This is a genomic window from Nostoc sp. LEGE 06077 (assembly GCF_015207705.1).
GTDB lineage: Bacteria > Cyanobacteriota > Cyanobacteriia > Cyanobacteriales > Nostocaceae > Nostoc_B.
Genome location: NZ_JADEWI010000007.1, coordinates 64,688 through 79,202, shown reverse-complemented (window position 1 = coordinate 79,202; position 14,515 = coordinate 64,688). Strand labels below are relative to the sequence as shown.

Annotated in this window: 12 protein-coding genes; 2 read left to right on the top strand and 10 right to left on the bottom strand. The window is 39.4% G+C overall.

Annotated elements, in window-relative coordinates:
* The first annotated feature begins 143 nt into the window (after window positions 1-143).
* Window positions 144-1,895 (top strand): FAD-dependent oxidoreductase, encoded by a 1,752-nt coding sequence (locus IQ244_RS07150; RefSeq protein ID WP_193891289.1) that lies wholly within the window; start codon window positions 144-146, stop codon window positions 1,893-1,895.
* On the opposite strand, the gene IQ244_RS07145 is transcribed toward IQ244_RS07150, so the two are convergent.
* From IQ244_RS07145 to IQ244_RS07110, 8 genes are all read right to left on the bottom strand, one after another.
* Window positions 1,884-2,654 (bottom strand): pentapeptide repeat-containing protein, encoded by a 771-nt coding sequence (locus IQ244_RS07145; protein ID WP_193891286.1) that lies wholly within the window; start codon window positions 2,652-2,654, stop codon window positions 1,884-1,886. The two genes, IQ244_RS07150 and IQ244_RS07145, sit on opposite strands and share 12 nt — an antisense overlap.
* Before the next feature lie 113 nt (window positions 2,655-2,767).
* Window positions 2,768-2,914, bottom strand: coding sequence for a hypothetical protein (locus tag IQ244_RS07140; RefSeq protein WP_193891283.1), 147 nt, complete (start codon window positions 2,912-2,914; stop codon window positions 2,768-2,770).
* A 504-nt stretch (window positions 2,915-3,418) separates the two neighbouring features.
* Window positions 3,419-3,913 carry a hypothetical protein gene (locus IQ244_RS07135; RefSeq protein ID WP_193891280.1) on the bottom strand — a complete coding sequence of 165 codons (495 nt, stop codon included), beginning with the start codon at window positions 3,911-3,913 and terminating at the stop codon, window positions 3,419-3,421.
* A gap of 267 nt (window positions 3,914-4,180) precedes the next feature.
* Window positions 4,181-4,780 (bottom strand): hypothetical protein, encoded by a 600-nt coding sequence (locus tag IQ244_RS07130; RefSeq protein ID WP_193891277.1) that lies wholly within the window; start codon window positions 4,778-4,780, stop codon window positions 4,181-4,183.
* 50 nt (window positions 4,781-4,830) lie between these two features.
* Window positions 4,831-5,295 (bottom strand): cupin domain-containing protein, encoded by a 465-nt coding sequence (locus tag IQ244_RS07125; RefSeq protein ID WP_193891274.1) that lies wholly within the window; start codon window positions 5,293-5,295, stop codon window positions 4,831-4,833.
* Entirely contained in the window at window positions 5,285-5,725 is a 441-nt protein-coding gene (locus IQ244_RS07120; protein ID WP_193891271.1) for a GNAT family N-acetyltransferase, read from the bottom strand. Before IQ244_RS07120 ends, IQ244_RS07125 begins: the two co-directional genes overlap by 11 nt.
* A 299-nt stretch (window positions 5,726-6,024) precedes the next feature.
* On the bottom strand, window positions 6,025-8,340 hold the full coding sequence (locus IQ244_RS07115) for a diguanylate cyclase domain-containing protein (protein ID WP_228058793.1): 2,316 nt from the start codon (window positions 8,338-8,340) through the stop codon (window positions 6,025-6,027).
* A 376-nt stretch (window positions 8,341-8,716) separates the two neighbouring features.
* Window positions 8,717-10,546: a HEAT repeat domain-containing protein gene (locus IQ244_RS07110; RefSeq protein ID WP_193891254.1), complete on the bottom strand. Its 1,830-nt coding sequence runs from the start codon at window positions 10,544-10,546 to the stop codon at window positions 8,717-8,719.
* 434 nt (window positions 10,547-10,980) lie between these two features.
* Between IQ244_RS07110 and IQ244_RS07105 the strand changes: the two genes are divergently transcribed.
* Entirely contained in the window at window positions 10,981-12,300 is a 1,320-nt protein-coding gene (locus tag IQ244_RS07105) for a D-alanyl-D-alanine carboxypeptidase (protein WP_193891251.1), read from the top strand.
* Window positions 12,301-12,419: 119 nt separating this feature from the next.
* Here the strand turns inward: IQ244_RS07105 and IQ244_RS07100 are convergent, their stop codons facing one another.
* Both IQ244_RS07100 and IQ244_RS07095 read right to left on the bottom strand, forming a co-directional pair.
* Window positions 12,420-13,901, bottom strand: a complete 1,482-nt coding sequence (locus IQ244_RS07100) for a DUF4157 domain-containing protein (protein WP_193891248.1) — start codon at window positions 13,899-13,901, stop codon at window positions 12,420-12,422.
* A 117-nt stretch (window positions 13,902-14,018) separates the two neighbouring features.
* Entirely contained in the window at window positions 14,019-14,510 is a 492-nt protein-coding gene (locus IQ244_RS07095) for a hypothetical protein (protein ID WP_193891245.1), read from the bottom strand.
* Between the last annotated feature and the right edge of the window lie 5 nt (window positions 14,511-14,515).

Below are 14,515 nucleotides of genomic sequence, written 5' to 3'. Positions count from 1 at the left end.
GATGACAATACAGTAATGTCATTTGTTGGGTTAGGTTGGGTGAAACGAAACCTACAGTAATGCCTATGTTATCTAGAATTTATTTTCTTGCTCTTTTACCCTTGGCATCAAAAAATAATTATAACCACATATAAATATAAGCTATGACTAATCAAATATATACAACTGATATCTTAGTTGTAGGCGGGGGAACTGGGGGAACGGCGGCGGCGATTCAAGCAGCCAGAAGGGGTATTAAAACGCTTTTGGTGAGTGAGTTTGCTTGGCTGGGGGGAATGCTAACTGCTGCTGGAGTGTCTGCACCAGATGGGAATGAATTAGTTGCTTGGCAAACTGGGTTATGGGGTGCGTTTTTACAAGAATTACGCGATCGCCAACCAGGAGGATTAGATAATAGTTGGGTGAGTTTTTTTAGTTACGATCCTGCTGTGGGGGCGGAGATTTTTGCCGATTGGGTAAAGGAGTTGGCAAATCTGCAATGGATTTCTGGATACGTACCGTTGGAGGTTTTACAACAGGGAAATTGTATTACTGGGGTACGATTTGCAGATTTTACTGTGCAAGCCAAGGTGATTCTCGATGGTACAGAATTAGGCGATTTATTGGCGTTGGCGGAAATACCTTACCGTTGGGGTTGGGAGTTGCAAAGTGAATGGGGAGAACCCAGCGCCCCAGTTAGTTATAATGCGCTGACGGATAAATACCCAGTGCAGTCACCAACTTGGGTAGTAGTTATGCAAGATTTTGGTGATGCTGTTGCACCAGAAATTCCGGCTGCACCTAATTATAATCCAGCGTTGTTTGCGGGGGCTTGGGAAAATTATGGTGCTGAGAAGTTTTTAAATTATGGACGCTTGCCGGGCGATCGCTTTATGATGAACTGGCCAATTAAAGGTAATGATTATGCTGAAGGTGTCGGGCGTTTAGTCGAGTCAGAAGCATCTAAAGCTGAGTTTATACAGGAATGTCGCTGGCAAAGTCAAAATTTCGCTCATTTTATCCAAAATCAGTTAGGTCGTCGTTATGGTTTGGCTGAAAAAGTTTTTCCGTGGGCTGAGACGGCTTTTGCATTACATCCCTATTACCGTGAAAGTCGCCGTTTAGTAGGACTCACAACAATTCGAGAACAAGATATTTTACCTGTGGCTGGAGGTAAAGTTGCATCTTTATTAGCCGATGCAGTGGCTATTGGTAACTACGCCAACGACCATCATTATCCCGGCTTTGATTTACCACTACAATCAAAATCAATCCCCTGGGGAGGACGCTGGACGGGAACACCGTTTACTATTCCTTACAGTTGTTTAGTTCCGGCGACTACGGACGGTTTATTGGTGTGTGAAAAAAATATTTCTGTGTCTCACATAGCTAATGGTGCAACAAGATTGCAACCTGTGGTGATGGGTATCGGTCAAGCTGCTGGTATGGCTGCGGCTATGTGCGTAGAGTTGGGTTTACAGCCGCGAGATTTACCAGTTAGGGCTTTACAGGAAGCATTATTACAAGATAACCAAGCACCTGCGGCGATCGCACCTTTATTTAATCTCAATTTTTCCCCCAATCATCCACAATGGTTATCGACGCAACTATATTATTTAGATAATCCTCAAAATTATCCTGTAAGTGGTAATTGCCCTCGGATATCTTCAGTTAATGAAGTCGTAATACCAGATGGTGAATGTTTTACAGGTGTTTTCCAACGCATAGATCAGCAGAATTACAAACTTTTAGTGACTGAACCAACTGCTGAACAAGGGCAAACTTGGCAACTAGTAACTTTGCGATCGCAAATAGATGAACAACTACAAGTTGCTGTACATGAACAATTGATCACTGTCTGGGGAAAATTAAATCACTCTGGTAATTGGTTATTAGTTGAGCGATTAAAAGGGTAAGAACTGAAGCAGAATAGAGCCAACACTACCAACAAAGTCAAAGAAACTGGGTTTACCTGTAGTCACATTTTCTTTGTAAGGTGTTTGCAGTTCTTTCATAAAAGCCTGGGCTGTTTGGGTTCCATCACCATTTTGTTGGGTATTAAAGAGCTTTTCGGCAATTTGGGCATCTGTGAAAGCACCTTGGCGGTCAAATAGTTGGTATTTAGCAATACCACGGGCTAGGTAAGCACCTGCATATTCTGGTTTAGCGGCGATCGCCTGATTGAAGTAACTAATTGCTTGTTGGTGATTGCCTTTTTGCCCTTCTGCTATTCCCCAAGCATAAAATTCTTCTGGGGTAGCAATTTGTAATGGAATACCAACTGCACCTTGAAAGTTAGCTCCCTGGAGGTAAGCCTTGGTAAATTCGGCATTTCCTAAATAAGTATTTCTTAAATCTGCACCGCTAAGATTCGCACCATTGAATTTAGCTTCAGTTAAATTAGCACCAAACAAGCCTGCACCAGCTAAATTTGCACCACGTAAATCAGCACCAGTTAAATTAGCTCGGCTGAGATTCGCGCCTGTGAGATTAGCACCACTCAAATTTACTCCAGCTAAATCAGCTAAGACTAAACCTACACCAGTCAAATCACAGTTCTGACATTGTTTGGTGGCTAATAACTGTCTTAGATGTTCGGAATTAGCTGCTTGGGCAGTTGAGCTTAAACTGATGGTGGCTACAAATATGATTGTGGCTAAAGTTGGGCTTTTCATACTGGGTTATACAATATTTGCTGCTCAAAACTCAAAATTAGGCTATAAATTTATACTTCAGCCTATGATATGAAGAGTTTGAGCAGTTTGCCCTCAGTAGATGCCTAGATTAGTTAATGAATTTGCATAACCGCAAACTCTCCTGGCTGATAAAAATCAATTTTTTGACTTGTATTGCTGGGAGCAGACCAACCTATCTCTGCAATTAAACGTAAGACTAAGGTTAAAATAGTTGCAAGTAAGAGTTTCTCTAGCATCATCCTCTCCCCACTCCGCCGCACAATAATCAAAACTTATACTTACAGTAAGTATAGGTTATAATTACCCCAAAGGCTAAGTTAGATTGCCTGGAAACACAATGATGTAGATCTGGTCTTTTAGTGATAGTAATCACTAAAAGAGCTTATGATGAATACCATGTACAGTTTTAGAGAAGATTTATAAAGTAAATCTTAATTAGGGTGCGTTAGGCGATCGTAGATAGTTTTTGTGATTAGTTAGCTCACAATATCCGCCTAACATACCCTACGAAAATTTTTATTTATACTTTATAAATAACCTCTTATATTAATTGTTAGCGAATAGAATCAAACAAACTTTGCTCCCCTTTGCGTTTAAGCTGATGTGCATTTAAACTGGGATTTTTGAAAGCTATACTCCTTGCGGTGTCGAGATTGCTCGCTCGATTTTAATGCTGAACAGCTTAAATTTCAACCCTCAATTTGATATTGAGATTATTTTGATAATTTTTTCTGTGCGACAACTCAACCTACCTGCTTAATGACATCTAGTGGTAACTCTAAAGCTTCAGCAATTTGCTCATCATTTAAGCCAAACCTTCGTAACTTATCAATTTTAGTTTGGTAGTTGCTATTTTGCCGTAAATTAGAAGTATCAGAATTACTTTTATTTGGTTTAACTTTAGGCTGTTTAGAATTAAAGTTTATACAGCCAACTATATTATTATTAATTGTACTATTTTCACCGAGAGAAATATTTATATTTCGTTGACGTTCTAAAACGGATTTAATATTACCCTTATCAACTGGTTCATCAAAAACATCAGATAACATTTGCAAAAGTTCATAACCTACATCTTTTGCGTGACCAGGACTACAATCACAATTGTCTGCAATATCAGAATATATTTGATGCTTTAGTGTTCCCTCAATAACTCCACACTGTAAGTCATTGAGATGCTTACCTGTCTTAGTATAAACAGCCTCATCCACAAATTGTAATAGTTCGTGAACTTGCATATTTAGAAATGTATATAAGGTGCCATAAAAATTTTAGCAGACTCTATCCGTATTTTTTAGGCTTTTTCCGCCTTTTTTGTAATTTTTATGGCAATTCGCTATTTTCCGTTTTTTAGATTTATGTAAATATTATATTTTAACCCCATAAATAAAATTAAAAGTATTTTTTGAATATTTAAATTTATGAGTAGCATATCATCAGAAGAAGATTGATTAGAGTAACTTTCATTGGATAATTAAAATATCTCAAGATGCCATCGCTTGCTTTTAACCTAATATTCCTTGACATAAAATCCCTAAAATTTTATTTAATTCTTTAATATAATAGTTATTTAAATCAACAAATACATTAGTACCTTCTAACTTCAGAAATTTCCAAATATCTCCTGTTGTTACTGCGCCATAAATGGTTTTAATATTATTTCCTTCGCGTTCGTTAAATATTTGAGCCGCTAACATTGCTGCCATACATTGACCTAAGCCACCTTTAATGTTTTCATTTTTGGCTTCAATAATGATAATTACAGGTGCATTTATTGTTAACTGTTCCCTAGAACGACTGATAACAAAATCACAATAACCATTCAAACCCTTCTCTGGATCAACATTAAAATCAGTGCCTGAAAATAAACTTATCTGATAATTAGCACTACGTCTTACTTCTAATAAGATAGGCGTAATAATCATTTCCGAGCGGGCTTTTTCTGTATTAATTGCTAATGCTAACTCTGTTGTTTCTGCCAGAGTATTTTTTAGTTGATCACTGATTTGGATAGATTCAGTATGAAGAAACAAATCATTTTGTTCATCAATATGAATATTGAAGTCTTTTTTAAACTTAGTTAAGCTGAAATCACTATAAGCCATGAGATTTTTGTGATGATTTAGCTAGTAAGTTAGAACAATTACCAGTTCTATTAAATTTCATACAAAGTTCCGTCTTTCCTTGTAAAAATTCGCTCTCCATTGATACCTGCTTTGGCAATTAAATCATCGTCTGGATAGTAACCTTCATCATTCGGTGTTCTATCGCCAACTTCTAAATAAACTACGATTTCCTGAGAACGATTTACTAGGTGATGTCCGTTTTCTTCGCCCGCGGGAAAACCAGCCATCATTCCTGGGGTGAGAATTTGCTCTCCTTCATTGGTGACTAGTGTTACTTCACCTTCAATAATATAAATAAATTCATCTTGCCGAGTATGCCAATGTCTTAAGGAAGAACGACTTCCTGGTGCTAGGGTGACTAAATTTACCCCATAATTTTTTAATCCGGCGGCATTTCCTAATGCTTTTTTCACTCTCCCAGCAACGAAAGGGCGGAATTTTTCTGGGTAAATTGAAGTTGTGCGGCTAGGAACATTTTCTGGGTTAATAATCATTTAGTTTATCCTTATGCAAGTGGTTATATCGATACATCAATTGGAGATTGCCAACTTCTGATGTAAAGCCCCAATGCTGATAATATGGCATCATTTCTGGCAAACAGTAAAGGGCGATATGCTCGACTTGATTTAATTGAGGATGATTAACAATTCCATCTAGTAACTTTACACCAAGCCCCTGTTTTCTATAGCCTGGTTTAATTATGACATCGTAAATAGTTGCTCGATAAACAAAGTCTGTCAGAACGCGAGTAAAACCAATTAATTGTTCATCATTATCTATCAAACCTAAAATAATATCTGAAAATTGTAGCATTTTAGCAACATCTTGATATGTGCGCTGTTTGCTCCAGAATTCGTTTTTGTACAACTCTACTAATTCGGAAGTTTGCGTTTCTGTGAGAGTATCAACAAATTTGTAAGTCATCTGACAACAGTTTTTGTATATACAAGAAATTTATTGGTTTGAAGATATAGCGGTAGTCAAATATATTAGGACAATTTGAAAGCTTGAATGCCAGAATAGTAAGACTTTTTATCCTGCCTTCTGCCTTCTGCCTTCTGCCTTCTGCTATGGTAATCAGCAAAATGATTTATCTTACTCAGAGACGTAGAGAAAATAATAAGTTATCTCATAGGCCTTGTAAAGTTGTTGGTTACTCAAATTCCTGGCGGTAAACTAGCCTTGGTAAAGTGCTATGAGGAATTTTTATTGCTGTTAATGGTCTAACAGTCAGTCAGCAAAATTTTTCTGATGCAGGAGCGATCGCGTCCTTGGGCTTTAGCTTGGTAAAGGGCTTTATCTGCGGACTCAATCAAATCCAATGGAACTAGATCAGGCGTAGGAATTACCATCGCAATTCCAATGCTTAAGGTGACATACTCTTGAACCACCGATGCAATATGGGGAATATGTAGCTGTTGAACAGCTTGATGAATTGCTTGAGCAACCTGAAAAGCTCCATGTTCATCGGTGTTTGCTAAGATAACGACGAATTCTTCTCCGCCATAACGCGCAACTAAATCTGTATTCCGTTTAATAGTTTGTTGAAAAGCTTGAGCTATCAGGCGCAAACAGTCATCTCCTGCCCTATGACCATAAGTATCGTTATATTTTTTGAAATAATCAACATCGCATAAAAGTAGTGAAACACAACCTTGTTCTTGTAAAAGATATTGCCAGACACTTTCTAGTCTGCTCTCAAAACATCGGCGATTGGCAATCTGAGTTAACTGATCAACCATTGCTATATTTTCTAGTTGCTGGTTAGCAAGTTGTAATTTTTGATATAGTTCTGATTGCTGAATCGCGATCGCTATTTGTGTGGCTAGTTGTTGCAGCAGTTCACTTTCCCAAGGTTGCCAATTACGCGGAGCGCTGCAATGATGAGCAATTAACAGACCCCAAAGGCGATCGTTTTGTAAAATTGGTACAACTAGTTTGGCTGTGACTTGCAATTGTTCCAAGAATTGCACATAACAATCAGCAAATCCAGCGGTGTAGATGTCTGAAGTAGCTTTTAATGTACCCTGTTGGTAATATTGCCCCTGTGTTTCTACAAAATATTGGTCGGTAATTTCTATATTTAAAATCTTTTGCCAACCTTCTGCCACAGACTCACTAATAACTACCCCACGCCAATCTCGGTGAAAGCGGTAAACGATGACGCGATCAGTTTGCAGAAATTGTCTGACTTCGGCAACTGTTGTGTTTAAAATTTCCTCTAAATCTAAAGACTGGCGGATGTGTTGAGCGATCGCCGCAATCATCCGTTCTCGTTGTGCTTGCTGTTGTAGTGTTTGCTCTGCCTGTTTATAGGCTGTGATATCTGTAAATGATGCAACTACTGCATAAGGTTTTGATTCATTTGCATGAAACAATGGTTGAGAATTAATCGAAATCCAAGTGAGACTGCCATTAGGTTTATAGACTCCCATAATCACATTAAACTGAGGTCGTCCTGTACTTAATGTGGCAACATTGGGATAAGTATTGTGGGGAAATGGTGAACCATCTTCATGAATCGTTCTCCATTGGGGATCAATGGCAGTCAATCCCATCATTTGTTCGGATGTCAGCCCCAAAATTCTTTCGGCACTCTCGTTACAGGCGGTAATACTACCATCGGCTTGCTGTAACACAATACCTTCTGTCATTGTGGTAATTACAGAACGATAGCGTTGTTCACTATCTTTAATTGAGATGTCTGCTTGTAGGCGATCGCTAATGTCTTCAAAAATATATAGTTGCCCAAAATACTCATCTTGAGTATCTCGAATTTGGCTAGAAAAGCGGCGAATTGTCCGCCCATCGACAAACCGAATTTCATCGTCAACGATCGCCCGATTTTCCTCAGACTGTAATGGTTGACAGGATTCTATAAATCCAGGTAAATCGGCAATCAGTGGTATACATTCAGGGGTAATGTCATTGTTTTTCAGCCCACCAATAAGCATTTGAGTTTCTAAATGCTCAATACCCCAAATTTGACAGAAGCGCTGATTGAAATAGAGAATTTCGTCGGTGCGATTGTCAACAACCAAGAATCCTAGTAAAGATGTATCTGTCAAGGAACCTAGCAACGCTTCCCGCCAGCGCAACTCTTCTTCTACGCGTTGGCATTTTTCCAGAGCAGTTTGCTGCTTAGTGGGCAGAATTAGGGAGTTTTCTATCACCGACTCGCAGGTGTGTCGTATGTCTATCTCAATTTGATTGACGGCTTCTATAATTCCTTCAACCAACATTGCCATTCGTCTTGGCTGAATTTCAATCCCAGAACAGAGACAGCGAACAGAAACCGGTTGGCCTTCTGGGTAAAATATCCAGTTTTCAGTGATAGTTTGTCCTTGCTGGAATTCTTGCAGATAGTTTTGCAGCTGGATGCGCCTAGGCTTGGAAACATTGCTGAAGTTGCGATTTAGCAATTCTTCTCGACTTTGAGCATCCCAAAGATGAAGTGCTGCTTTGTTCGCCCACCATATCTGCATTTTTTCAAAATCATAAATCCAAATTGGAGTTTGTAATCGCTCAAATGCCCTCAATTCTGAGATAGAGATATGCTTTGGCAAAGCTACTTTTTTTGTAGTGGATGCTTGATACTTTTTATGCAGAGCTATTTTTATTCCTCAGATTACTAAAGTAGGTACAAGGATTTGCTGGAAGTTAACTTCACAACCCGAATAGATGATAGAGTTTATGGGCATATTACATGAGTCAGCTATTTAAGTAACTTTATGGAGTCTACTTGTATAAAAATGGTGCTAACAACAACATACCTGAAGTAGAAATTAAGTTCAAGCTAATGTTTGGTAGTTATTAAAAACTTCAAACTAAAATTACAGGCTTGATAAACTTACATCATCTAATATTCATTTACTGGAAATATGCTGTAATTCTTTAGTATTTCATTATTTTCAATTAGGAGAGCTTATTCAAGGCTTCTTGCACCATTTTCCGAACGATGGAGTTTTCATCTTCTAAGCATTGATTAAGTGGTTCTACTGCTCTTGAATTTCCCAAATTGCCTAGATTTAATACTGCTGCACCACGAACCCTAAAGTCTTCATCTTTGAGCATCTCAATTAAGGCTTTCACAACCCGCTTATCATTCATTTTTGCCAGAGCGTAAACAGCTGCTATCCGCACATCTGCATTCACATCCTGCATAATACTGATCATAGGTTCAATGGCTCTTGTATCTGCGCGTTCTCCCAGGTAATACATAGCACTTTTACGTAGCCAGCCATTTTCATTTGCTAATGTCACAATTAACAAATCGACCATCAGCGGATTTGCAATCTTCGCGATCGCAGAAAGAGTGTTTGTTTGAATGCGACTTTCTGAATCTTGCAGCAATTGGGCTAATATTTCCAGCAAGTCTGGATATTGACGGGTAAGGAGAGTTTCGATAACTTGGTGAGTTGCTTGTTCCGAGCGTAGCCAATCTCTGTTGATGGCTTGCAACATTCCTTCCTTGTCTCTCAGAAATTCCACCAAAATCTCTGTAGTTCTAGAATCTTCAATTAGCCGTAAAGCATGAACCACAGCTAATTTGACGTGAGGGAAACTAGAAACATCTCTGAGAAAACTACCATTGCTGCGAAACACTGCAATCAGAGGTTCAATAGCTCTGACATCGCCAAACTTGCCTAATGCTGAGGCGATCGCACTACAAGCAGTAGACTGATTCTCATGGCTCAATGCTTCAATTAACGGTTCAATCGCTTGAGTATCGCCAAATTCTGCTAACGCCCATGCGGCTTTAGTTCGCACAAAAGAATCTGAGTCTTGCAAACACTGAATTAGCGGTTCAACGGCTCGACTATCTCCCAACTTTACCAATGATTCAATTGCATTGGTTCTGACTTCACTAGAGCGATGGCTTAAAGCTTGTAGAAGTGGCTCAACTGCTCGAATATCGCCTAATTCACCTAACTTTTTTGCCGCCAGAGCATGACCAGCATTATCATACAGTATATTTTGTAAACCAATTACTAACGGTTCCGCACCAACTTGATTAGCTAAACCCGAATTCGCTAAATTATCTAATGTATTAGCTGCCATTGCTTGCAACATCCCAGCATCAGGACTCAATGGCGCAGCCTGCAAAGCCTGGATTAATTCTTCTAGTGCATTCGGATTAGATAAATCAACTTCACTAGCAACTGTTGACGGCTCAGGATTGTAAGATTCATTCGTAGTCGATTTTTCTCTGCCCCGATAGTTATACTTACGGTGAATTTCTGCAACTTTTTGTTCGTCTGCCTCTATGTATCCTTCATCATCAAAATAATAAGCACCAGTTTCGTAACACTCTGCTGTCGCCAGCATTAAATCTGTTAAACTATCCCAGCGAATTTCTTCAATGCCACATTCTGGATCGATAAACCAAATAGGTGCAGAATCTTCTCCTGTAACAACAGCGTACCTATAATCACCATTAAAATCTAATATCGTTAGCCAGTGCGGATTCCAATCAAAGCCCCAACTTAAAAAGTCTGCGTACCATTTCAACGCCTCTTGCAAAGAGAAAAAATTGTCAAATTTAGGAACTATATAGCCATATTGGCAACCATTATGCCACCCGTAAAACTCGTATAATTCTTCTGGCAAGCGATAAGGAAAATTTTCAACAATTGCGTCTATTTCTTGGCGAGTTAATCCAGGCGATAAACTCAAAGCAAATTCGGGTTGATTTTTGACTAACCAAGTCTCAATTCTATCCAGCGCATCTGTTAAAAGTGACATAAAAATTCTGGTGAGTGTATCTATATAATTCCCCAACTAAAACTGCGAAAAACTATATCAGAAAACCAAAATTTTTTACAACTAATTTGAAAATATTTGAGCTTAAATGATTAAGGTATTGCTATAAATATTAGTGTTTGCCATCTAGACTCAGATCAAAACCATCAATTACAGAAGTTTGTGTTTATTAAAACTACCCTCCTGTACCCTTCTCTGTGCCTCTACCTCTCTGCGTGAAACCAAAAAGATGTAGTTTCTTCACATAAAGGTAGTAGGACTTGTCAAGTCAAATAAGTCACAAATATAAATTTATTTTACTTACTACCAGATTAGAAACAGACCAGTTATGATTACCCAATGCTGATGAGCATAAAAAAGCCTGTATATTAGCACAGTAAATCACAAATCACATCGTAGAAAATGGGGAGTAAGAAATGCTGGAATTATTGAGTTCAGGTTTGGTTTCTCTGTGGCTGGAAATGGCCGGAGTCGAAATCAAGCCTTCTGATGCTTTAGAAGCATTGGCTGGGCAAGTAAATCCTGGCTTGGTTCTGGCTTCTGATCCCAATCCCACTGGGGTGAATACAGTCCAACAATACTTACAAGGATTAATTAAATCTAAGTTAGTCGCCCAAAATTTAGCCGAAAGCCAGGGAATTTGGTTACAGTCAGGGCCAATACTTATGGCTAATCACGAAGGTACAACACCTTTGCCGGCAGCTTCTTTAACCAAAATTGCGACTTCTTTGGTATCTTTAAAAACTTGGGGGCCAGACCACCAATTTGAAACTTTGATTGGGACTACGGGGCCTGTAGTTAATGGTGTATTGCAAGGTGATTTGGTCATTGTTGGTGGTGGCGACCCCATGTTTGTGTGGGAAGAAGCGATCGCTCTTGGCAATACACTCAATAAAATGGGTATTAAGCAAATCAAAGGGAATTTGCTAATTACAGGCAATTTTGCCATGAATTTCCAGCGCCATCCCCTACTAGCTGGTCAAATGGTAAAGCAAGCCCTAAATCATAAAACTTGGACTCGTCCAGCGAATTACATCTACTCCATCATGCCTAAAGGCACACCCAAACCGGAAGTTGTGATTACAGGTACCATCAAAGTTGCACCGCAACCACCGGAACAAACTTTGCTGGTGCGGCACAAATCTTTGCCCTTGCGTCAGTTACTCAAAGAAATGAACGTTTACAGCAATAACGAAATGGCCGAGATGCTGGCAGAATCAGTAGGCGGTGCAGGTGTAGTGCAATCAACTGCGGCTTCTCTTGCGAGAGTACCTGAGTCAGAAATTCAATTAATCAATGGTTCTGGACTCGGCCCCGAAAATCGGATTTCTCCCAGGGCTGTTTGTGCAATGTTAATGGCAATTCAACAGCAAGCAGCAGGATATAACCTGAATTTGGCAGATTTGTTTCCGATGTCGGGATTTGATCATCGCGGTACAGTACACAGCAGACATATGCCAGTCGGGACTGTGATTAAAACTGGTACTCTCCGCGATGTAAGTTCTTTAGCTGGAGTTATGCCAACACGCGATCGCGGTTTGGTTTGGTTTGCTATCCTCAACCGTGGCCCCTTCGTATCTAATTACCGTCTAGAACAAGATAAGTTACTGCAAAGTCTTGTCAAACAATTAGAAGTAACTCCCGCAGTTCCCACAGCGATTACACCCCACTCACCAGCTAACTCTTTACCAGAACTAGGCGCTACTAGCCGCAACGAAATTCTATTTAGAGGTTAGTAAAAAACCATAGAGCATATTTTTTGGCGAACTATCTGTTATCTAAAACTTGCTCTACGGATAAATCTAAGTTAATTTTTTGGAGTATGGGTGCGATCGCTTCCACTCATCTCTAATATTTAGGTTGGCAAATCTCCCCAATAAAGCGCAACACCATACTCGCGGCGATTCCTTTCCAGAGCAGCACTCAACGTAGATTTAACCCAGTTACCAGGATCAGAATCATTCTCGTAAATATTGCTTCCACCGGCTGAGAGTGCAACGTGCTGTCCCTCATTGCCAAAGATGATCACCTTCCCTATAGGAATTGAAAGATTCTCTACTTCATTATCTTGAATAAAATATTTTCCATTGGTTTTAGCAGCATTAGCTTCTCCACTTTTTTCGAGAGAAGGCTTCACGATACTACCATCAGGATTGGCGATAATCTGCCGGGCTAGAGCAGTAGCTCCTTTTATGCGGTTAATTAACTTCATAATATCTTCTTTGCTGAGTTTACCAACTTTATATCCGGCATATAATACTGTTTCCCAGCAATTCATTGCTTTAGGCTCTTCCCCATCTTTATATAACCATTGATAAAAAGGTTTATACGCTTCCATACGATGGCGTACATTCCCATTGGTTTTTAAGATACCTTTTTCGTACTCTAATCCTTCTTTCTCCAAAATTTCCATACCTGCGGCTAAAACAAGCCGATGGAATTTCTCTGGAAGAGCCTGCAAAAAGGCATTCTTTTGGCTAGTATCCCATTGTTCCAATGCTGCTTTTATCTGGGACTTGGCAACTTCCTCATCAGCTTGCTCCTGAACAGCAGTAGCAACTGCGTTAGGTTCCGGTGGATCTCCATCACGTTGAATAGTTGTGTTATTTGTCCCATGTTGTACAACTTTTTCAGCATAGGCTTGCACAGTTGAGCCATTCTGCTGCACTACATGAGTCAATTCGTGGGCTATTAATTCCTGTCCACCTCTACTCCCAGGCTCATAAGTTCCTTGGCGAAAGAAGATATCTTGACCTGTTGTAAACGCTTTCGCCTGAATTGATTGATTCATCTGGTCAGACTGAGCATCTGTATGAATTTTCACTCCACTAAAATCAGCCCCGAATGCTTGTTCCATTGGTGCTTTGATAGTCTCTGCAAGCGGCTGTCCACTACCCTGCGTTCGTTGGATAGAAGCTTCTAAATCTGGTGTTGCACTCGTTTCATCTACATCTGATAGACTTTGCACTAGGGATTTTTTTCTCAGTTCTTCTTCTGGTTGCTGCGCCTGTACTGGTGGAGTTTCTGGTGAATTTATTCGTTCCACCACATCTGCTGCTAGTCTGTCAGCTTCTTGTTCATATTTATCCCCTGGTTCACCAATGGTAAGCTTCATCTGGATTCTTGGTGGTGGCGGTGGTTGATAGCCAGGGGGAAAAATTGGAATATTTGCAAAGTGGTTAACAGGAGTTGTTTGTGATTTCGCCTGTAAATCTGCTGGTGTTTGTTCCGCTTCTTCGGGTTGGGGTTGGATGACAAAGCGACGGGGTGCAAATTGATTGGTTGTTACATCATGATTTGTAGATGATTGACCTTTATTGGGTTGTCGCTTATACATTTTTCTCCTCCAGTTATTTTTGTGCCAGCAAAAAACCTGCCGTAGTTTTGCGGCAGAGGTATTGTAAAAATTTGGCACTATCTTACTGAAGATTAATTGCGATCGCCATAATTGATATCATTGTTCACAATGAATTGAACCTGCGACTGCTGCAAAAATCGGTAAATATTGCAATTCTTCGGTTGACTCTACCATTGCAATTAATCCATAGACAGTTTGATGATTTTGCCAACACACTTGATATTGTGTAGTAAGCAGTTTAACATCAGGAGATTGAAACACAAAAATATCTAATCTTGCTGGATAGTTATCAATTTTTGTCTGTGTTTGAGTTATTATTTCAAACTGTTCTGGCTGTAATTTTTGTAATGGTAATTGCATTAATTCATCTGCTAGTTCTGCAAAATTTTGTTCATTTTGCTCTGCATCGGGAATAACAATTTTTTTGATAAAAATTTGTGGGTTGTGTGCCACTTGTGCAGGATAGAAATATCCTTCTATTTGCTCATCTAAATATTGTTTTTCAATTTTTTGCCAAGTCTGAGGAATTTCTAAGGATATTCCAAGTTTGTCACTGAAATGACGCTCAAATATAACTGGGTCATTCATAGAAA